The 21,135-nt window shown below is 47.3% G+C and carries 25 protein-coding genes and 3 tRNA genes; 24 read left to right on the top strand and 4 right to left on the bottom strand.

Features of this window, described 5'->3' with window-relative positions:
- Positions 1-61: 61 nt before the first annotated feature.
- A complete protein-coding gene (locus GWK78_02170) occupies positions 62-766 on the bottom strand; it encodes a hypothetical protein (protein ID QHU93826.1) in 705 nt (234 codons plus the stop codon).
- Positions 767-904: 138 nt separating this feature from the next.
- On the opposite strand from GWK78_02170, the gene secY reads away from it, so the two are divergent.
- From secY to GWK78_02050, 24 genes are all read left to right on the top strand, one after another.
- Complete coding sequence (gene secY, locus GWK78_02165) at positions 905-2,368, top strand: preprotein translocase subunit SecY (protein ID QHU93825.1); 1,464 nt, start codon at positions 905-907, stop codon at positions 2,366-2,368.
- Between the two features lie 38 nt (positions 2,369-2,406).
- The gene (gene infA / locus GWK78_02160; GenBank protein ID QHU93824.1) at positions 2,407-2,673 is read left to right on the top strand and encodes a translation initiation factor IF-1; all 267 of its coding nucleotides are present in this window, start codon (positions 2,407-2,409) and stop codon (positions 2,671-2,673) included.
- Between the two features lie 51 nt (positions 2,674-2,724).
- Positions 2,725-2,853, top strand: coding sequence for a 50S ribosomal protein L36 (rpmJ, locus tag GWK78_02155; GenBank protein ID QHU93823.1), 129 nt, complete (start codon positions 2,725-2,727; stop codon positions 2,851-2,853).
- 2 nt (positions 2,854-2,855) lie between these two features.
- Positions 2,856-3,242 carry a 30S ribosomal protein S13 gene (gene rpsM, locus GWK78_02150; protein ID QHU93822.1) on the top strand — a complete coding sequence of 129 codons (387 nt, stop codon included), beginning with the start codon at positions 2,856-2,858 and terminating at the stop codon, positions 3,240-3,242.
- A 15-nt stretch (positions 3,243-3,257) separates the two neighbouring features.
- On the top strand, positions 3,258-3,647 hold the full coding sequence (rpsK, locus tag GWK78_02145; protein QHU93821.1) for a 30S ribosomal protein S11: 390 nt from the start codon (positions 3,258-3,260) through the stop codon (positions 3,645-3,647).
- A gap of 2 nt (positions 3,648-3,649) precedes the next feature.
- The gene (gene rpsD, locus GWK78_02140) at positions 3,650-4,270 is read left to right on the top strand and encodes a 30S ribosomal protein S4 (protein QHU93820.1); all 621 of its coding nucleotides are present in this window, start codon (positions 3,650-3,652) and stop codon (positions 4,268-4,270) included.
- Positions 4,271-4,291: 21 nt separating this feature from the next.
- Positions 4,292-5,209 carry a DNA-directed RNA polymerase subunit alpha gene (locus GWK78_02135; GenBank protein QHU93819.1) on the top strand — a complete coding sequence of 306 codons (918 nt, stop codon included), beginning with the start codon at positions 4,292-4,294 and terminating at the stop codon, positions 5,207-5,209.
- Between the two features lie 2 nt (positions 5,210-5,211).
- Positions 5,212-5,598 carry a 50S ribosomal protein L17 gene (rplQ, locus tag GWK78_02130; protein ID QHU93818.1) on the top strand — a complete coding sequence of 129 codons (387 nt, stop codon included), beginning with the start codon at positions 5,212-5,214 and terminating at the stop codon, positions 5,596-5,598.
- 1 nt (position 5,599) lies between these two features.
- On the top strand, positions 5,600-6,031 hold the full coding sequence (rplM, locus tag GWK78_02125) for a 50S ribosomal protein L13 (GenBank protein QHU93817.1): 432 nt from the start codon (positions 5,600-5,602) through the stop codon (positions 6,029-6,031).
- Position 6,032: 1 nt separating this feature from the next.
- Positions 6,033-6,431, top strand: coding sequence for a 30S ribosomal protein S9 (gene rpsI / locus GWK78_02120; protein QHU93816.1), 399 nt, complete (start codon positions 6,033-6,035; stop codon positions 6,429-6,431).
- 75 nt (positions 6,432-6,506) lie between these two features.
- Positions 6,507-7,361 (top strand): alpha/beta fold hydrolase, encoded by an 855-nt coding sequence (locus GWK78_02115; GenBank protein QHU93815.1) that lies wholly within the window; start codon positions 6,507-6,509, stop codon positions 7,359-7,361.
- Between the two features lie 115 nt (positions 7,362-7,476).
- The gene (locus GWK78_02110; protein QHU93814.1) at positions 7,477-8,133 is read left to right on the top strand and encodes a hypothetical protein; all 657 of its coding nucleotides are present in this window, start codon (positions 7,477-7,479) and stop codon (positions 8,131-8,133) included.
- Between the two features lie 49 nt (positions 8,134-8,182).
- Entirely contained in the window at positions 8,183-8,653 is a 471-nt protein-coding gene (locus GWK78_02105) for a hypothetical protein (protein QHU93813.1), read from the top strand.
- Positions 8,654-8,842: 189 nt separating this feature from the next.
- On the top strand, positions 8,843-9,529 hold the full coding sequence (locus GWK78_02100; protein QHU93812.1) for an amino acid racemase: 687 nt from the start codon (positions 8,843-8,845) through the stop codon (positions 9,527-9,529).
- Positions 9,529-10,710, top strand: a complete 1,182-nt coding sequence (trpS, locus tag GWK78_02095) for a tryptophan--tRNA ligase (GenBank protein QHU93811.1) — start codon at positions 9,529-9,531, stop codon at positions 10,708-10,710. Before GWK78_02100 ends, trpS begins: the two co-directional genes overlap by 1 nt.
- A 93-nt stretch (positions 10,711-10,803) precedes the next feature.
- On the top strand, positions 10,804-11,985 hold the full coding sequence (locus GWK78_02090) for an RluA family pseudouridine synthase (GenBank protein QHU93810.1): 1,182 nt from the start codon (positions 10,804-10,806) through the stop codon (positions 11,983-11,985).
- On the top strand, positions 11,978-12,808 hold the full coding sequence (locus GWK78_02085; protein QHU93809.1) for a hypothetical protein: 831 nt from the start codon (positions 11,978-11,980) through the stop codon (positions 12,806-12,808). The genes GWK78_02090 and GWK78_02085 overlap by 8 nt, the downstream gene beginning before the upstream one ends.
- Positions 12,809-12,817: 9 nt before the next feature.
- Positions 12,818-13,516, top strand: a complete 699-nt coding sequence (locus GWK78_02080; protein ID QHU93808.1) for a tetratricopeptide repeat protein — start codon at positions 12,818-12,820, stop codon at positions 13,514-13,516.
- 41 nt (positions 13,517-13,557) lie between these two features.
- A tRNA-Thr gene (locus tag GWK78_02075) sits at positions 13,558-13,634 on the top strand.
- Between the two features lie 7 nt (positions 13,635-13,641).
- Positions 13,642-13,726, top strand: a tRNA-Tyr gene (locus GWK78_02070).
- Positions 13,727-13,847: 121 nt separating this feature from the next.
- Positions 13,848-16,868 carry a UvrD-helicase domain-containing protein gene (locus GWK78_02065; protein QHU93807.1) on the top strand — a complete coding sequence of 1,007 codons (3,021 nt, stop codon included), beginning with the start codon at positions 13,848-13,850 and terminating at the stop codon, positions 16,866-16,868.
- A 62-nt stretch (positions 16,869-16,930) separates the two neighbouring features.
- A complete protein-coding gene (locus tag GWK78_02060) occupies positions 16,931-17,230 on the top strand; it encodes a hypothetical protein (GenBank protein ID QHU93806.1) in 300 nt (99 codons plus the stop codon).
- A 36-nt stretch (positions 17,231-17,266) separates the two neighbouring features.
- On the top strand, positions 17,267-17,863 hold the full coding sequence (locus GWK78_02055) for a hypothetical protein (protein QHU93805.1): 597 nt from the start codon (positions 17,267-17,269) through the stop codon (positions 17,861-17,863).
- Positions 17,864-18,015: 152 nt separating this feature from the next.
- A tRNA-Thr gene (locus GWK78_02050) sits at positions 18,016-18,091 on the top strand.
- A 98-nt stretch (positions 18,092-18,189) separates the two neighbouring features.
- Here GWK78_02050 and GWK78_02045 read toward each other — a convergent pair.
- From GWK78_02045 to GWK78_02035, 3 genes are read right to left on the bottom strand one after another with little or no spacing between them, the layout of a single operon-like run.
- The gene (locus GWK78_02045; protein ID QHU93804.1) at positions 18,190-19,449 is read right to left on the bottom strand and encodes a hypothetical protein; all 1,260 of its coding nucleotides are present in this window, start codon (positions 19,447-19,449) and stop codon (positions 18,190-18,192) included.
- Complete coding sequence (locus GWK78_02040) at positions 19,442-20,224, bottom strand: site-specific DNA-methyltransferase (GenBank protein ID QHU93803.1); 783 nt, start codon at positions 20,222-20,224, stop codon at positions 19,442-19,444. The genes GWK78_02045 and GWK78_02040 overlap by 8 nt, the downstream gene beginning before the upstream one ends.
- Entirely contained in the window at positions 20,211-21,011 is an 801-nt protein-coding gene (locus GWK78_02035) for a site-specific DNA-methyltransferase (protein QHU94265.1), read from the bottom strand. Before GWK78_02035 ends, GWK78_02040 begins: the two co-directional genes overlap by 14 nt.
- Positions 21,012-21,135: the final 124 nt, after the last annotated feature.

The following is a 21,135-nucleotide window of genomic DNA, read 5'->3' as shown; positions in this document are numbered from 1 at the left end:
TGGTGACTATAAAATCCCCTTTGTTAGAGAAGGGGATTTTCTTTTATCTTGGTGAGTCGGATTACTTTTCGCTACATTTCTGCGGTGCAACGAAATAAATCGTTACACGCCTGTTGGCCGTATCATCGCTAGTATCATGGGTGGCGACTATTGGCTCAGAAACAGTAATCTTACGCTCTGGAATTCCATTAGATACCAAATCGTGCTTAATCTTATCGGCACGCTCCAAAGCCAGCTTTGATCCCTCACCCGTCTCATTAGGGACCAGTTCAATCGAAAATTGCTTGTCAGTATTAAATTTGTAAAGCACCCCTAGCTTAGCCATTTCAACGTTGGAAGTTCCACGTTGGTATTGCGTTGAATCTGGCTTAAAGAGAATGCTACGAAAGTTAAGTTTGCCGTTCTCTAACACAAAATAGCCATCCTTTACGTGCGTATAGCCAGATCTTCGAAAATCTGCAGACGTTAGGCATTTTGTGGCCTTCGTAGTTGAGCCTTGCTGATTGTCTTCATCCTCCTCATTGTCATTATTCTTATCAGGCTTGGTCGCTCGCTGACGTGAAGTTGTTGTATCAGCTGAAGAAGTGGAGTTATTCGACACAATAATAATTGTTATGATAATCCCGACTATCGCCAACACGCCGACAATCGCCAGCGTAATCCACAGCCATAGCTTACTTTTCTTTGGTGGATACTGTGGCGGTAATTCTGGGCTTAGCTGCGGCATTGGCGATGGAGTTACTGGAGTTTCGGGACGTTGTTGCATATGACACCTCAATCTTGCATTATTGTATTAATTCAATTATAGCGCATGTGCTTTTATGTTTTTAGTATGGAAATATTGGCCGCGGTCATGTATAATTAACAGAGTTAAGAATTGTTAGTGACTATGAGGGGCTAAAACATGAATTGGAGAATAATTTTCCGGTCGCTGAAAAATAAAGATATGCAGAAACGCCTGGCCATTGTGGTGGGGATTATTGTGGTGTATCGAATGCTGGCGCATATTCCGGTGCCGCTGGCTAATCCGACACAGATGAAGACGGCACTGGCAGCAGCGCTGGGGCAGACCGACCTCGGCGGGTTCTTGAACTTGCTTTCGGGTGGCGCGCTGGCGAGCTTTTCACTCGTGCTCGTTGGGCTCAGTCCATTCATTACCGCCAGCATTATCACCCAGCTACTCACCAAGGCCATTCCAAAGCTCGAAGAGCTACACAAGGACGGCGAATCAGGCAGGCGCAAGATCCAGCAGTGGACGCGGCGGCTGACTATTCCGCTGGCTATCGTCCAGTCGATCGCCTTTATCTTCCTCTTGCGCCAGACAGTGCTGGCCGGTGGTACGACTACGCTGAGCGACCCGACGATGCTCGAGTGGACAGTTGGCGTGACGGCGATGACAGCCGGGTCGGTCCTGCTCATGTGGCTGGGTGAGTTGATCACCGAGCAGGGTATCGGTAATGGTATTTCGATCTTGATTTTCGCTGGTATCATCAGCCAGATCCCGCAGATGCTCGGCTCACTCATTTCGTCGCTTGGGAACACTGCGGCTGGCGGGCTGAACGTCTTTAACTGGTTTACCTTGCCGGTCAATCCAACCGTCTTTTGGCTGGTGGTGATCATGGCTATCGCCTCGCTCATCGTTCTCTACTTCTTGGTAAAAATTAACGAGGCCCAGCGCGTCATCACTATCAATTATGCCAAGCGCGTTCATGGCAACTCCAGCTACGGCGGTATCAAGAGCATCCTGCCGGTCAAGCTAATCGCTGCTGGCGTCATCCCGGTCATCTTTGCCGTCGCCTTCCTCAGCTTGCCGCAATTCATCGGCCAAGTCATGAAGGCCTCAGGCAATCCAAACCTGCAAAACACCGCCAACACCCTGATCACGTGGTTTCAGGCGCCAAACCCGGGCTCCTTTACCGGCAGCACGTGGGAGGCGTTCATTTACCCGACGCTGTATTTCCTCTTGGTTATTGCCTTTACCTACTTCTACACCGGGATCGTCTTTAACGCCAACGAAATCGCTGAGAATCTGCAAAAGCAGGGCGGCTTTATCGAGGGCGTCAGGCCCGGTGAGCAAACCGAGAAATATCTAACGCGGACGGTTAATCGCTTGATTCTGTTCGGCTCAATCGTCCTCGGTATCATCGCCATCTTGCCGTTTGTCGCTGAATATTTAATGTATCACCTAGCGGCAATCCGTGGCTCACGCCTGTCGATCGGCGGTACCGGGCTGCTCATCGTAGTCTCAGTCGGCCTCGAGTCACTACGCCAGCTCAACTCGCGCGCTCTGATGGTTACCTATGACGACTTTGACCCAGACGAACTGACCAAGAAAAAGTCGAAAAAACGACGCTCGTCCCTCTTGTAATCGCCGAGGCGATACGGTATAATTGACAACTGTAACTTATGGCGAGTCAAAAGGAAGTCATCAAGATGATTGGTAAGGTGGTGGAAGCACTGCCTAATACCCAATTTCGGGTGGAACTGGAGAATGGCCATAGTATCATCGCGCACATTTCGGGACGGATGCGCAAGAACTACATCCGCCTGGTGCCTGGTGATAGGGTGGAAGTCGAGATGACTCCTTACGATCTCACAAAGGGTCGCATCGTCTTTCGCCTCAAGGAGGAGCGACCAGCGCACGTGGCGAGAAACACGCGGCGCTCGTCATAATACTAACGATAATCTCGGGTTTACTCGGGAAGGGAGATTTCAGAGCACTTTATGAAAGTTCGTGCAAGTGTCAAGAAGATCGACAAAGATCCCAAGAAAGGTGACAAGCTAGTCCGCCGCAAAGGCCGCCTGTACGTCATCAACAAAAGAAAACCTAAGAACAAGCAAAGGCAGGGTTAAGCATGGCTCGAATTGCTGGGGTAGTTATCCCAACAGAGAAGCAGGTGCAAATTGCGCTCACCTATATTTATGGGATTGGGCCGAAGCACGCTTTGAGCATCCTTGCGGCGGCTAAGATTGAGCCGACCACTCGGGTGAAAGATCTCACCGAGGCTGAAGAAAACAAGATTCGCGAAATTATCGACAGCGAATACACCGTCGAAGGTGATCTCCAGCGCTTGGTGACGAATAATATTAAGCGCTTGAAGGATATCAACGCCTATCGCGGTCTTCGCCATAAAGCAGGACTGCCAACACGCGGACAGCGGACTCGTACGAATGCACGAACTCGCAAGGGTCGCGCCATCGCCGTGGGCGGTACACAACCAAAAGCAGCAAGTAAGACCTAAAGAAAGGACTAAGAAATGGCAGACGCAAAATCTACCAAGAAGAAGCAGCGCCGATCAGTCCCAGCTGGTCAGCTGCATATTCAAGCAACATTTAACAACACTATTGTTACCTTTTCTGACAAGAAGGGTAACGTGTTGACCGCTTCATCAGCTGGTGCATGTGGTTTCCGTGGTAGCAAAAAAGGCACCGCCTATGCTTCACAGGTTGCTGCTGAAAAAGCTGCTGAAGCTGCGAAAACTCAGTATGGTTTGAAATCAGTTGACGTTTTCGTCAAAGGTGTCGGCTTGGGCCGTGACGCCGCTATTCGTGCGGTTGGCGCGTTCGACATCTCAGTAGAAAGCATTAAGGACGTAACTGGCGTACCTCACGGCGGTGTTCGTCCACGAAAGGCACGGAGGGCATAATTATGGCACGAGATAATTCACCGATTGTCAAGCAAAGCCGCCGCGAAGGTTATGCGCTTCATCCAAAAGCACATAAGGTTTTGGCGCGAAAATCTGGCATCCCAGGCCAGCACGCGCACGGCCGCCAAAGTAAGCCAAGTCTGTATGCTACGCAGCTGCGCGAAAAGCAAAAGGTTCGCCGGCTTTACGGTTTGGTTGAAAAGCAATTTGCGCGCCTGATGAACGAGGCAACCCGCGCCCAGGAAGGTTTGGCGGGCGAGAATCTGTTGAAGCTGCTGGAGCGCCGGCTGGACAACGTAGTTTACCGCTCTGGGTTTGCCGTATCGCGCCGCGCTGCCCGCCAGTTGGTCAGCCACGGGCACTTCGAACTAAACGGCCGCCGCGTCGATATTCCATCAATTCGTGTTAAGGCCGGTGACGTCATCACCGTTCGTCCAAAGAGCACCAAATCTGAATACTTCACGCGGATTGATGATGTGATCAATAATTCAATCCAAGGCCCGCTGAGCTGGCTGAAGAGCGATAGCAAGAAGCTGAAGATTGAAGTTACTGGTTTGCCGAAGCGCGAGGAAGCAGAAGCTGACATCAACGAGCAATTAATTGTTGAGTATTACTCACGATAAAAGAAGGGTTAGGGAAGAATTATGGCAAAAGCAATTTACAATCCAGCACTCGCGAGCGTTGATGATATTTCCGCGACCAGTGCGACCTTTCTGATCGAGCCGATGCACGCCGGCTATGGCAATACGCTTGGCAACTCCTTGCGCCGGGTGCTGCTCTCGAGCATTCGCGGTGGCGCGATCGTTGCCTTTCGTATCGAGGGTGCGACACACGAGTTCACCACCGTCGAGGGCGTCAAAGAGGACGTCGTCGATATCATGCTGAACCTAAAGGGTGTGCGACTCCGCGTTCACACTGACGAGCCAGTTGAGTTGCGTCTGGAGAAAACTGGTGGTGTTATCACCGCTGGCGACATCCAAGCAAACGGCGAAGTAGAAGTTGTTAACCCAGACCACATCATCGCTACCATCGATGATCCGAACAAGACCGTCATCATGGATTTGGTGGCAGAAGCTGGCCGTGGCTATCAGACGATTGAAGAGTCAAGTGCCAATCGATTGCACTCCGACATGATCGCGCTCGACGCTATCTTTACCCCAGTGCTGCGCGTTCGCTACAAGGTCGACTCGACCCGTGTTGGCGACGAGACCAACCTCGAGAAGCTGGCGCTGACGGTGGAGACCGACGGCACGATGACACCGCGCGAAGCCTTTGAGGAGGCAGCAGCGATTCTCGTCAGTCAATATAGCGCGCTGGCAGGCTCGACCGTAGTGACTGGTGCGCCAGCACTGGGCAATGACGAGTCGGATGATTCGGAACTTGACATGTCGATTGAAGAATTAAACCTAAGCGCCCGCACGACGAACGCGCTGATTAACAATGAAATTCGCACCATTCGCGACCTGGTGACTTTGACCGAGCAAGATTTGCGAGAATTGAAAGGCTTTGGCTCAAAGGCGCTGGATGAAGTACGCGACAAGATGGCGGAGTTGGAGTTTTAACTATGCATAGACACGGATATCAAGGGCGCAAGTTCGGCCGTGAGCGTGATCAACGGCGAGCCTTGCTGAGGGGCCTGGCAACCAGCCTGGTCGAGCACGGCAAAATCGAGACCACCTTACCGAAAGCCAAAGATCTGAAGCGCCACATTGAAAAAATCATCACCAAGGCGAAGAAGGGCGATTTGGCAAGCCGCCGCCAGGTGATCGCGGCACTCAGCACCCGCGCTGCTGCTTACAAACTGGTTGATGAAATTGCCCCGCAGCTGAGTGGTCGCACCAGCGGACACGTTCGCGTTGAACGAACACGCCTACGTGTTGGCGACGGCGCACAAATGGCAATCATCGAGTTTGTCGACGACATCAAACCAATGCCAAAGAAGGAGAAATAAGATGAAGACTTATTCACAAAAACCATCTGAAGTTTCTCGCCGCTGGGTATTGTTTGACGCGAGCGAATTGCCACTGGGACGTTTGGCAACTGAAATTGCTAAACACCTGACCGGTAAGTACAAGCCAACTTACACGCCGCACGTTGATGGTGGTGACTACGTCGTGGTTATCAACGCCGCAAACACCGTCGTTACTGGCTACAAGGAAACCGACAAGTACTACTACCGTCACAGTGGTTTCCCAGGCGGCATCAAAGAAACGCAGTTCAAAGAAATGCGTGAACGCCACCCAGAACGAATTATTGAAGAAGCTGTCAAAGGCATGCTGCCAAAGAATAAACTGCAAGCAGAACGTCTCAAGCGCCTGCGCGTATTTGCTGGCAGCGAGCATGCTCACACAGCACAAACCCCAGAGAAAGTTGAGGTAAAGTAATATGGCTACTGATACCTATTTCTACGGCTTGGGACGACGCAAAAGCGCCTCGGCAAGTGTTCGCTTGCTTCCTGGCAAGGGTACCATCACCATCAACGGCAAAGCAGCCGCTGAGTACTTGGATGGCAACAAAACTTTGCTGGCAGAAGTAACCGACCCGCTAGCTATCGTCAGCAAGCAAAAGGAATACGACGTTACCATCTTGGTCAAAGGCGGCGGCCTCGCTGGTCAAGTTGACGCCATCAAGCTTGGCATTGCTAAAGCATTGACGGCCGCTCACGCTGATCTGCGTCCAGTCCTGAAGAAGGCTGAGCTGCTCAAGCGCGACCCACGCGAGAAAGAGCGCAAGAAATACGGTCTGCGTTCCGCCCGCAAGCGCGAACAATTCTCCAAGCGTTAAAACAGAGGAGAAACCAACTATCAAAAATACTCCATCTCATGTGCAGGCGGAGTATTTTCATAGTATACTAATATAATGTTTGATCGATTAATCCACCGCTGGCTGCGCGTCCCGTACACCCTGAATGTGTATTATTTTTGTCGCCAACCTCGACCGAAAGCGACGATTCTTTTGATTCATGGGCTGGGTACATCGTGGCGTACCTGGAAGCCGCTAGAGCCATATTTGCCCAAAGATACGCAAGTTATCGCCATTGACATGCTAGGATTTGGCAATTCACCAAAACCCGACTGGAAATCATACAACGCTCACGACCAGGCCACCAGCATCGCCGCTACGCTACGTCACGAATCAATCACTCATCTTGACATCGTCATTGGCCACTCTATGGGATCGCTGGCCGCCGTAGAGCTCGCTAAAAAATATCCAAAATTAGCTCAGTCACTAATCCTATGCAGCCCGCCAATATATCACCCTAAGATTGACGAGAAAATCCATCATCCAGAAAAAATATTACGCGCCTTATATGGTCTCATCAACAAGCATCCGAGGAGCTCAAAACGTTTATTACAGTTTGCCGACCGACATAATATATGGCCCGACGCGGGATTTAAGGCCGATAAAATTACTGCTAAATCCTTCCTGACCGCTCTAAATACGGCAATAATCAATCAAACCACGATGACTGATATATCACAACTGAAACTGCCAATCACTATTCTGTCAGGCAAACTCGACCCACTGATCGTCGAACGGAATTTGAAGAAACTAGCCAAAGAGCATAAGAATATCGCCCATCGCTCGATGACCATGCAAGGGCACGAAATAACGGATACATACGCTGAGCGCTTGTCCGGACTAATCAGGCAGCACTTTGCGGGCGAGTATCCGTCAAAATCTACAAGTCGCACAAAAAGATTAAGAAAATGATCTATAATTGAGATCGGGTCCAAGCCCAGACTATCGTATCAATGAATCTGTATAACGACGCCAAATATCGTATACTTAACAATATAACCATCCCCATAAAATCAAAGGAGGTCGTGTGACATCAGTAAAACAAACTATCGGCGTTATCGGTTCGCTGGGCGATTTGGGTTCGCAATTAGTGCGGCGCGCTAAGAAGTACGGCTTTCTAGTCCGCGAATTTGACATAGCCGACCGCCATACTAGCACAGAAGAACTATCCGATTGCGAAATTATCCACGTGTGTGCGCCCCTGGAAAATTTTACCGTACCGCCCGTAAGGGGACTGATAATTTTACACGATAGCGTTATGGACACCAGCCGCCGATTTAACGATCAGCTTGACCAGAAAGCCGCCGTTGTCCACTTGCTAATGAATAGCGCCCAGCGCGCGGTTGTCGCCAGCGATCAGCCAAACGCCGAGACAGCAGCCAGCCATTTGCAGCAATTAGGATTTAACCCAATTTCTATGCCGGTCGATGAGCACGATCGAATCATTGCCCGATCGCAAGCGCCGCTAGCACTGCTTTGCGACGCGCTGCTGCCTGAATTATTCCAATTGGATAAAGAAGGCTTGCTGACGCCGTCGGGCGAAACGCTGGCAGAAACTTTGCGTTCCCGCACGCTTATTTGGACGCCAGCCACCCGGCGGGCAATCTTGCGCAACCCTCAACTACGTGACCTTATTAGCGAACTGTCAAAGATCCTAGATCAAGCACAGCCGCCAGATAAATAATCCTCCAATCCAAACCACATACTTCCTATCAAATGCTATACTAAATAGCATGAACCAAGAACCTCCATATTACAATCTACAGCGTAAGCACCGTCCGCGCTGGATTGGTATTTTATTAGCATTTTTACTGGGTATCCCTATGATAATCGGCCTATGGCTGCTACTGTGGCGGTGGAACTACGTGTCGTATTTAACTGGGCCCATCGGCGCGGGCATCGTCTACCTAATATATAGTTTCATAACCCAGGAAGAGAGACCGCCGCTCCCTGATATCATTTTATTAATCGCAGCCTCTGTACTTGGCACGGTAATCGGTTTCGCCGTTTGTTTGGCTGAATCGCTGCATATTTATACTAAAATCGGGTTCTTAGCAATGGTAGAATTTATCATTTCGCCGCCAACATGGACAATATTATGGAAAGCAAATCCGATGGCTATCCTCTCGCTCTTATTTTCAATTGGTTTATCTATTTACATCATTTTATGGGTTTGGCGCATATCCAAGCGAGCTGTTTTATAGAATATTTGCGGATTTTAGCCGCCAGCGCTATAATCACCCCATGACCATAAAACGGCAATTCATCAGCACCGCCTGGCAAAGCACGCGTTTTCGCCGCGGCTTGTTGAATTGTTCGTAAATTTCTTCTGAAAAACTAACCATGACTAGAGGCCGCGCGCGGTCTTTTTTATATAACCCAAAGGAGGAATTATGAAGCAAAGAATAATTATCATCGGCGGCATGGGTCCGCAAGCAAGCCTGGAACTGCAACGGCGAATAATTCGGCAGGCGCTGGCAAATGGTGCGAAGGATGGCACGGATTTTCCGCATATAGTTCATTTGTCGCTACCAGTTCCTGATTTTATCACCAACGAATCGCGGCGCAGCGAAGCCTTGGAAATTATCATAAACGAACTGAAAAACATTGACGCGTCGATGGACGACATTATCATAATCGCTTGCAATACCGCGCATTTGTTGCAGCCCGATATTGAACAGCGGCTGAATATCCGCATAACTTCCATGGTGGATGCCGCAATTGATCATGTTAGCCGCTATTATAAAACAATTCGATTGCTAGCGTCGCCGACGACCATCCGCACTGGACTATATGACAAGCCGTTGAAAGCCGCCGGAGTAACCGTATTAACGCCGGATAAGGACGAAGAACAAGCGCTGGAAGTGATAATTCGCGCAGTAATTTCTGGGCAAACAATATCTCAGTCAGCGCTGGATAAAATACCAATAACAATCCAATCCGAGCAGGCGAACGCGACAAACTATCCGCCGGCACTATTAGGCTGCACCGAGCTATCCTGCGCCTTCGCCGAAAAACCAAATACCATTGACCCAATGAATATTTTATTACGTTACTTAACAACCAAAGGAGTGTTATAATGAATACAATGAAACCATCCAAACCCGTCATCCTCACCGGCGTACGCGCCAACAACGATATTCACATTGGCAATTATTTTGGTGCCATTTTGCCGATTGTCGATATGGCGAAGCGCCGCTCGGCTGATTTTGATATCAATCTGTTTATCCCCGATCTACATAGCTTCACCACGCCGATTGACCACAGTAAATTGTATGAGAGCATTCTCAATAACGCCCGGATTTATACGGCCGCGGGGTTGCCGCTGGATAACGAGGCGATTCATTTGTACCGCCAAAGCCGCATCCCAGCACACAGCGAGCTGACGTGGATTTTGGACTGCTTCACCGGGTTTGGCGAGATGAGCCGGATGACGCAGTTTAAGGATAAATCGCGCAAATTCATAGGCAATAAAATGTCTGAGGATACCACAGTAGATCATCGGAATATATCGGAAATTATCCAAAGCAATACCTCTGCTCATTTATTAAACTCTCCTATGCTAATGGCTTTAGAGAAGGTCACTTACAATAATGCGTCTGTTGGCCTCTTCAACTACCCAGTCCTGATGGCCGCCGACATCTTGCTCTACGGCGCTAGTTACGTGCCAGTTGGCGACGACCAGACGCAGCACCTGGAATTTACCCGCGACATCGCCGAGCGGATGAACCGCAAATTTGGCGATCTGTTTGTCGTACCCAAACCAGTCGCCCAGCAGCACCAATTCTTTGGCAACGACCAAGGCCTAAGGATCAAAGACCTGGTGAACCCGACCAAAAAGATGAGCAAATCCGACGACACTGGCAAGGGCGTCATTTTCCTCGGCGACAACCCGCGAGTCGCCCACAAAAAAATCATGAGCGCCACCACCGATTCGCTGGGCAAGGTGCAATACGATAGGGAAAACCAACCCGGCATTTCCAACTTGCTGGAGATTTTGACGTTGGTGCGCCAGGACGCCGGACGAGACGTCACACTAGAGCAGACAATTAGCGAGTTCACTGGCATGGAGCGCTACGGTGATTTCAAGCGCATCGTTGCTGACGAAACCGCCGAATTCCTGACTAATTTCCAGGCGCGTCTGGCCGCAGTTGATGAGCCGACAATTGAACGTAAATTGGAATCCAGCGAGCGCGCCATGACCATCGTCGCCAACGAAACCTTGCACCGTGTTCAGACAGCCGTGGGGCTGCGGAGATAATGTAGTGATAGCAAGCTGTCTCACCGAGCTAGGAACGCCGCCAAATCAAGCGCCGCACATTTCTAGCCGTTTAAGTACCCGAGGACACGCCGCGTGAAAATCTCTCTGCGCACCGTCCTCAAGATCGCCAGGCTGTACCAACTGGCAGATGACAACACGCCCGTCAAAGCCCTGCGCCATCTGAAGGTTCAGACGGACGAATCGCACGTGCTGGCAGAATTCATCCTAAACAAACAGCATTTCGCCGTGCTCTACGGCTCAATCGTCGACGAAGAATCAATTGACGAATTGTGGCCCGACAAGCCAGCCAATGCTGATATTTTGCCAAACCCGCTTGATTCGAGCTGCACCGAAACGCCGTTTCAGGGCAAATTTGTCATGATGCTCCACATCGTGCCGACCAAGCAGCGCCTGGACATCCACTTGTCCACGACATTTGACCCGTCAATTTCACGCAGCCTCTGGCAAAAATACATCAAAGCCGGCTACGTGTCAGTCAACCAGCGCGTGGTGACGGTGCCAAAGTTCGAGGTTGACGAGACTGATGAAATTGCCGTCAAGCTGCCAGAGCAGGAGCAGGCCAGTGCAGAGCTGCCAGTGTTGTACGAAGATGATGACGTGATGGTGGTGAACAAACCCAGTGGTCTCCTGACACACGCCAAAGGTGGACTGTCGACCGAGCCGACGGTAGCGGAGATTATTCGTCCTAAAACCTCATTCGCCTCGGGCACCGACCGGCCGGGCATCGTCCATCGGCTCGACCGCGACACTTCGGGCGTACTCATCATCGCTAAAACCGCTGACGCTGCCGCTCATTTACAGCGGCAATTCGCCCAGCGCACCACCAAAAAAACCTATCTCGCGGTAACCGACGGCGTACCGAAACTAGCCGCTGCAAAAATCGACCTGCCAATTGGCCGCAATCCGTCCGCGCCCAGCACCTTCCGCGTCGACCCGAACGGCAAGCCCGCCCAGACGACCTACCGCGTACTGGCGGCGACTGACGCCCAGGCACTCATTGAACTGAGACCCACCACCGGCCGCACCCACCAACTGCGTGTCCATCTGGCATACCTAACCACACCAATTCTCGGCGACCGCGTTTACGGTAAACTCAATGCCAGCCGCCTGATGCTTCACGCCCACAAACTAGAAATCACACTGCCATCGGGCGAACGAAAAACCTTTGAGGCGGCCGCTCCAGAAGAATTTCGACAATCATTCCCGAAGCTTGCCGCAACCCAGGACGAGATGAGCGAGGCCACTCATGACTAACCCGCACCCACCGCGCATGCCGATGCTAGCACATCGTGACCGCGCTCCACTGCGCCAACTTGCTGAGCGACTGCCACAGGCGGTGATCATCACCGCCGAGCGTGGGCTGGACGGCATGGGCACTGCCGAATACCTAGCAACACTCACACCATCAGAGGTGATTCGACTGCAGCCAGTGGAGGCAAAAACCACGATCACGACTGAGCAGATTCGCACCATGATCGCTATGCTGCGCACGCACGCCACGGTTCGCCGCGTCATCATTATCAATCCAGCCGACCAGATGAGCGAGGCTGCCCAGAACGCGCTTCTCAAATCCCTAGAGGAGCCGAACGCCAACACGCATTTTTTGCTGGTGACCGAGAACGAACAGCAGCTCCTAGCCACCATTCGTTCGCGCTGCCACGTGCTAACCTTGCACCGCACCTCGCCAGTACAGGACGAGACGCTGCTTGATGCTACCTCGCTCACCGCCAGCGAGCGTCGCCAAATCCTGTTCCTGGCCGCCGGCCGGCCACTGCTCATCCGTCAATTAGCGCGCACGCCAAAACTGCTGTCCGAATATCAAGCCATCGCCGCTGACGCCAAATGCATCCTCTCTACACCAAGCTCATACGAAGCACTGCGCACGCTGCCATCCTATTTCACCGACCGCACCAAAGCCCTCCAGCTGATCGACATCCTCCTCACCATGGTAGCGTTTCAGATGAAAACTCAGCCGAGTCCTACACACCAGCCCCTCCTTGATCGGATCATCACCGCCGAAACCCGGCTGAGGCACAATGGCAACGTACGGCTGGCGCTGATCAATATTGTGGTATAATAGATGCATATGTCTGGATTATTAGTTATCCTGCTGGTTATGGTATGGGCAGTTTGGTATCAGCCGTCAGTCGGCGAAGCACAAAACTTACCAGTTAAATTGTCAGAGAAACTTGACAAGCTCTGGGCTATCGCTCAAGAGTCGCTGCGTGAAAACAAGTATCTGCGTGCCGAGAAAGCACTCCTAACCATCCTGCGCGTCGATGAAAAGAACGCCACGGCCTACAATCGCCTGGGGATTTTGTATGCCAAGCAGCGTGCCTACAAGGACGCCATCGAGTGCTTTGAAATCGCCCAGAGCCTCGAGCCGAGCGCCTCGAGCCTGCACAATGTCGGCCTCATTTACTACGAGACTCAAGATTATGTCAAGGCGGCGCTGGCGTTTGAGCAGGCGCTTGATATGGAGGCCAGTCATGCCGCCCGGCACATCGCCTACGCCAAGGTCCAGGAGAAATTAGGTAATACGAAGAAGATGCTGGCGGCGCTAGAAAAGGCCGCTGAGCTCGAACCGACGCCGCACACGCTGAACACGCTTGCTCAAGCCTACGACAGCGCCAAGCAGCCCGAACAGGCCGCCAAACTTCGTGAGCGCGCCACGGCCATGCTCACGCCCGACAAGCCAGCCACCGTCCCGCGCCGTTCACAGCACCCAGCTCACCCCCAGCAGCCACGCCAGCCGCGACAACCATCACGAAAAGTGATCATGTAGCCTTGTCTTGAGCTACAAAACTTGCTACAATCATTCAAGATGCCGATTTAGCTCAGCTGGTTAGAGCAGCTGTTTTGTAAACAGCAGGTCCTGGGTTCGAATCCCTGAATCGGCTCCAAATACACGCCGGAATCGTGTAGTGGCAATCACAGGAGACTGTAAATCTCCCGCCGTCAGGCTTCGTAGGTTCGAGTCCTACTTCCGGCACCACGATATGTTTTTTAGGATCGGTCGTTCGTTGGGGCAACCGGTCTTAGTTTTAAGTGGGGTTAAACGAATAAATATGATAAATTAGTTATTACAGACAATGACTAATAATAAAAAGAGGCCGATGACTAAACTCAATAATTTAGGCGAATTATTGATAAGAAGAATGACTGACAGCGAAAAGAGGCTGATAGTCGAGCTATTACCATTGTTTGAAGCCAATAATATAGCTGAGGCTGGCATACTCTTTACGGAAAATTATCCCTGTAATGGATATAGCGACAGTTTTGACAGGTGGTACAGTATGCAGATTTGGAAGAAGTATCGAGGGTCGGTCGAGCAAAAGTTAAGACAGTATGATTTTACTGGTACAGAAAAGACACTATCAGAGCTTAACGTAAGTAAGTTGCATTGGGCTTCGTTTTGGTTTGATCAAAGACTACAACATTATAAAGAAGAATTACTTAATGAATGGAAACCGTCGATTGAGGGGCGGTTGCAGCTATATGATTTTGCTAGTGCAGAGAATATACTACTAAAGCTTGGTCTAACTGACATGAACTGGTCTAAAAAAAGACTGCATTACTACAGAGAAAAACATCTTACTGAGTTGAAATCATTGATTGAGAAGAAGCTTCGGCAATACAATTTTACTGAAGCAGAGGGTATTTTATCGAGGTCTGATCTGATTGATGTAACCTGGTTTGAACAAAGACTACAATACTATAAGAAAAAACAATTCAACGAATTGAAAGTGTTGATTGAAGATAAATTATGTCAATATGATTTCATCGGTGCGGATAAAATATCTAATGCGCTAGATAGACAAAGTTATGAGACTATAAAAGCAAAATACGTAAAGCAATGGTTTGAGAAGCACGTTTCTGAAGATGGCAGGTCTTATGTGCTTGATGAACAACAAGTGATTGCGGTGCTGAATGATAATAAAAATACTATCGTGACTGCTCGCGCTGGTTCAGGCAAGACGCGTACCTTGGTTGCCAAAGTCGTTTATTTGGCTGCAAAATATAATATTAAACCTGACGAGTTGTTGGTTTTCGTCTTTAACAAGAAAGCTAGCGACGAGATCAATGAGCGGTTAGAAAAAATTACAGTTGACGGCAAGCAAATTTTTTATAATCCAGAGATTGCAACGACATTTCATGCCTTTGCACGCAGAATCGTCTATTCAATTTGCGGTGAAAATGAAAAATACGGTAAGATTTTAGCAGAAGAAAAAGCATATTTTATTCAGGCGGTTATTAAGACTATACCGAAGCGTAAAGTTTATCAGTTATTTCGCAGTGAGTGTTTTCAGATCAAGCGCGATAAATTCGCTAGCGAGCAAGAATATTTTGAGGCACTGCGCAATTCAAAGTATGAAACGCTTGATGGCAAGGTTGTAAAGTCGGAAGCTGAAAAAATTATTAGCGATTACCTGTTTGAGCATGGTGTTGCATATTACTATGAGAATGAATATTATCTAAACAGCGCATATAGCATCTGTCAAAAGGCTAACCGAAATAGATTATATGAATTGAAAAATAAGTTCAAACAAGAGTCGATTAAGCCAGATTTTTACCTAAAAGATTATGATATTCCGTGGGAACATTGGGCGATAAACGGCGATGAATCCTTGAGCAAAATTGCTGATATAAATAAATGCGGCATTATTGGCGACTACGATGAATATAAAGCAAAAATGATTTGGAAAAGGTGGTTTTATCAAAAATCCTGGATTGATAATGGTAAACCAGCAGGAAAATACGCCTTACAGATAAAAAATATGAGACCATTGATTGAGACAACGAGAAATTTTGAGAATCGAGAGGAATTTGAAGCAAAGATTGAAAAAATCCTGCAAGAGCACGGCATTAATAAACCAAAATTACCAGAAGAAGAACTAATTAAAAAAGTCTGGAATAGTCAAGTCAAGCGATTTTCCAAAATGATTATGCAATTTATTGATCGGGCGCAGCAGCAGTTTTTTGACGATATCTTAGAATTGAGGCAAAGAGTGGAGTATTTTAATGGCGATGACAGAACAAAGGTGTTTTTGGAAATTGGTCTACGGTGTTATTTTGACTACCATAATTATTTAGCAGGAAAACTGCCGAAAGAAAAACTTATTACTAAAATTACCCGTAATAACAAAGAGGGGATTTTAGACTTTAGGCAGTACGGTATAGATTTTAACTTACTGCTTAAAAGAGCTATTTATATTGTCAATGGAGGCGAGCATGAAGACGTGGAGAGCCTGCTTAGCCTAAAGAAATATATTTTAGTAGACGAGTATCAGGATTTTTCCAAGCTATTTTTGAAGATGATTCTTTCGGTAAGGGATGTTTGCCCCGAGTCGAAGCTGTTTGTGGTTGGCGATGATTGGCAGGCGATTAACCGATTCGCAGGCTCGGATACGGAGTATTTTAAGAGATTTACCGATTATTTTCCGGAAGATAGCCGCAAGTTGGAAATTACAACGAACTATAGATGTGATAGAAGGATTGTTGAAAACGCCAGAACTTTTATGAGAAATAGTTTGGGCGAGAACGGTAATTTTAGTGCTAATAGCGGATATAATGGCGAAGTAGTACTAATTGACCCAACTAAAACATATATTGATTATAGGGATGATAAGGACAATGTTTATAAAAAAGCAATGATGGTGTCGGAAGAGCGAGATCCGTCAAAAGCAGCAGTGCAGTATATTAAAACAGTAGCAGAAATCATCAAGGGTAACAAAGATAAACAAAAAATTCTGCTTTTACACCGCAATAATGACACATCTTTTTGGTTTATAGATTTGCTAGCGTTTTATAATCGGCTTTGTTCAGCAGTGGTTGAAAAAAAGTTTATGCACGAAGACGAGTTTAAGGAGAAGGTTGAAATTCTGACAATGCATCGAGCGAAAGGTCTGGAGGCGGATGTCGTGATAATTTTAGAGGCGGACGACGGTATAATTCCTATGTATCACCAGGATACTCATTTGTTTGAGATTTTTGGCGAAACTGAACAAATTGTTCTAGACGATCAGAAAAAGTTGTTTTACGTGGCAATTACGAGAGCAAAGGAGAAATTGTATATTTTGCATAATAGTTCAGAATACAATAAAAACGGGTTCGTTGAGTTCTGCAAGTCATACTGAGCATCAAGCCAGCCAGTATTCTCTTATTGACTTTACTCATAAACAATGCTATAATTTCCACCATGTTAGAACTTATCAAGCGAGGGCTGATCACCTGGAACGAGCAGAAAAATCAGCGCCTTAAGTTACAGCAAGCCTACGTCGCCCTAGCCATCATCAGCCTGACTGTCGGTGGCGGGTTAGTCCTGATCAGCAGTTCCGCTGCGCACCTGGCCGCCTCGATCGCTGGTATTGTCGGCGTAGTCTTCTTAGTCAATAGCATTGCTTGGACAGTGCTGGACGCCATCATCGCACCGCGCTTGCCGCGGCCAGCCAAACCAACCCGAGCGCGCACCACAAAATCCACCGGCACTTCACGCTAAGTTGCTCACCGCCTCCCGACATGCTATTATCAAATCATGAAACGATTTCCATTTGCCAAAACACTCAAAACACTCTATAAACCATTACCGCGCATGTCCAAGCAATCGCGCCAAGCGGTCGCCGACAACCTCTGGATTGTCGCTGCAATGTTGGCGGTGGTGGCTGCTTTGTCACTAACCTCAGCCCTATCACTTCTGTCGCAAGCTGATCGCATCTCACTCTTTGGCGTTTCTATTTTTGTACCTAACATCGTTCTCATTCGCCTGCAGCAGATCATCACGCTAATCTTTGCCGTCACCGAAATTGTCCTCTTTGGGCTGGCTATCTCACCGCTACGACGCAAACAAACCCGAGGCTGGCTCTTCGCCACCGCCGGCATTGTCGTTACGTTCCTTGCCACCGTTGTCACCTTTATTCTCGGCTTCTTCACCCATTACTACGACGTTACGAGCGGAGTTGTTGCTATCGCCCTGGTCGCCGCTATGGGCTATGTGCTTAGCGAAATCGAATCTGAGTTTGACTCAGCCAAAGCCAACAAGCCGACAGCGCACAAAAAAGAGCCCAAAGAAACGACTGCGCCGACCACCCCTGAAGCCGCCGACAAGCCAGATCAGGTCGAGGCAGAGAAGTAGTCTGAGAACGCCATCGTCTTTGCACGGCCACGTGAATATGGTACAATACGAATGTTGCCGCGCCGTTTTCAGGCGTAGCCGGTGTGCCGCGATAGCTCTTACGCGTGAAACGCAAACATACGTAGAGCGCATGCCGCAGGCGATGGTGTAATGCCGCGATAGCTCAGTTGGTAGAGCGCATCCATGGTAAGGATGAGGTCTCGGGTTCAAGCCCCGATCGTGGCTCCAGATAGATTTTTAGAAAATTGCCGCTTATTAGGCGGTTTTTTCGTAGATGTTCCGCCTTTGGTCGCCCATTGTTTGATTAGACGGATATCTTATGAGGTTTAGCGACTCAACGTTGCTCGCAGGGATTTATTATATTCAGTCATAGCAGACTGAAGCTCTGGCTTATAAGCTATATTTTTCTTATTTCTAAGATAGACTACGTTGTTACTATAATCTATTAGCAAGATATCGTCAAATTTTGTGCGCATTATGACATTGCGGTTTCGATTTTGTGTAATTTGAGCATGTTTGAATGCGTCTATATACACCATGTTTTGCCATTTATCGAACATGTCATATTGTTCGGGGCTTTCAGAGAGAGATAGGGCAACAACATGATGTAATTCAAATCCCGGTATCTTTTTTGGTATCTCATGATTTTTATAATATTTAATCTTTTCAGACAGTGACCGCTTGCGTATTTCGACGATTTTGCCGCTTTTAGCAACGATTTTCTTTGTAGACAGAGAGCAGACTTCGCGATCTTTGTTTTTACCACTAACTTGAAAATATACGGTTTGAGAGAATCGTTCAAAAATTCGATCGTTCTTGTTTCTCCAATTATGAAAATCGCGTTGATTCGTCTTGTTGCCAGTGTATCTTTCTGGCTTCATGGTTTCTCTTAAAACATCGATGACTTGCTGTATCTGAAAGATTGATAAGCGTCGAAACTCCTTAATTAACTTTATGCATTCATCTTTTGTAATACTGAAAGAAAAGTCATCACTTAGGTTTACTGCTGATACAAAAAACATATACTCCCACTTCGTAATGTTTTCATATCTGTAGTCGTCGTCACGTAATATCTCGAGTGTAATATCAACAAGCCCACCAAGAATAAGATCTAAAGCCTTTGACCAGATAAACCTTTGATCTAGTGGACTTGCCTTTATCAATTTTAAACCTTGATCAGTTATTGAGACGTAAGCAATGGGGGTTTGCCTGTACGGATCTGTTCTAATTTTGCTCTTATCATAACGGTCAATTAAACCCATGCGGTGTAGGTCAGGGAATATGTTTTTTCTAATCGTATCCTGTGTGTCATTATCTACCTGTCTTGAAAAGTCACTAACAAAGTTTGCATACACCGTCTCGTCCGGTGTGTTTGCCGGTCGTCTACTTAAATCTTCGGTTCTGATTTTCATCAACTGTTTGTTTGGTGCAAACTTATCTAGAGTCTTGAGTAAAATAATAATTTTATTCATATCGTAAACTGTATGTTGAATCGATACATTTCCTCTATACTTATCGTCGACAATACGACGGACAATGAACTCTATTGCCTTATTGCCTGGGCTGATCATTAATAAATCATCCATTATTAGGCACTCCCTCGATATTTTTAATAGCCAGCTCTACATAGTCAGGATTATTGTCAGAGCAGATATAATTCCTTCCTAGTGCTTTCGCACATACAGCAGTAGTGCCACTGCCAACAAAGCAGTCCAATACTAAATCGCCCTTATTTGAGCTTGCTAAAATCATTCTTTCAATCATTTCCTTTGGCTTTGGTGTTAGATGTGGCATCTTTTGAATTTTGCCATTTATTTTTTGTCTATGGCGTTCACTTGCTATATGCCACACCTCGCCGCACATTCGACCGTTAGGGTTTGGAGACCAACGTTTACCGTTTTTCAAGATGCCTTTCTTAGTGGCGGCGGCGATTCTATCAGTTGACTCGTACGGTATACGTATATCATCTGCATTAAAGGCGTATTCCTTTGATTTAGTGAAGAATAATATAGTTTCTTGCCCGTGAGTATAACGATATTTGGAAGCGTTAAAACCGTCTCTCTTGTCCCAGGTTATCCAATTTTGGAAAATCATATCTCTGTCTACTAAGTACCGCATTATATAGGCTGAGTTAAATGGTGTGTTGAAAATATAAAGGCTTGCAGTGTCTTTTAATGTTGGCAGTAATGCATCGATCCAGCTATAGGTAAAATTAAGGAAGCTTTGATGATCGCTAAAGATATCCCAACTCGCTTTCGACATATTATACGGAGGGTCTATGATAGCCAGGTCAATACTCTTTCGGTCTACTGTATTTAAAAAATCAAGACAATCGGATGTATAAATTCTATTTATTTTCATTTTCAACACCAAGCTTCTTGTTAATAATATCTTTATAAGTGGTCGATATTTCATAACCGACATAATTGCGTCTTAGCTGTTTTGCTACCCTTAGGGTAGTTCCAGAGCCAGCAAATGGATCTAAAACAAGATCGTCGACCATACTGTATAGCCTGATTGCTCTATTTACAATTTCTTCGGGCATGATTGCTGAGTGTTCACCAAACGCTAAATCATTTTTATTTGGTATTGGTATGCGCCATATTTGTTTTGTATATTTAACCCATTCTTTCTGGGTTAGCCTACTAGCTTCCTTGATTTCTTTGCTGACTTTTTCTGGAGTACCGTCCTTAACATAAACAGTGATAAATTCAGAAGTATTCTGGGCATAAAAATTTCTTGGATACGGATAGCTGCCAAACATTATTTTTTTAGACGAAGTAGCACGTTCCCAAATATACAAATCTAGTAAGTATAGATTAGTTTTGGTTCTGATAGAGTGCTGAATATCACTATCTATGTTAAAAATATGTCTATTATAATGCGTGTTGAAATGTTTTTTCAGCATTGGCATTAGTGGCGTATTTATTATCAATTTTCCGTTTGGCTTCAACACTCTTTCGCATTCTCGCCAGACTTTTAGCATTTCACTGATGTATTTTTCATAATCTGCAATGTCGCCAATTTGTCCAGCTTGTCGTTCGCCGCGCAACTGATCTTGATATCCATCTTTTGAGTAGTCTTTGATGTTAAAATACGGCGGACTGGTAACAATAAGCTGAACAGAATTATCAGGAAGCTCGCGCATTTTGCGAGCGTCCTTAAAATATATTTGATTATAGTAGTATGGTTTTGTCATAGCGATTCTTTTGTAATCGCCAAATAAAAAAGCGACCACATACGAGTCGCTACAACTTTTTACAACTTGGATT

Source organism: Candidatus Saccharibacteria bacterium oral taxon 488 (genome assembly GCA_010202845.1).
Taxonomy (GTDB): Bacteria; Patescibacteriota; Saccharimonadia; order Saccharimonadales; family Saccharimonadaceae; genus Nanosynbacter.
This window is presented reverse-complemented; position numbering and strand designations above follow the sequence as displayed.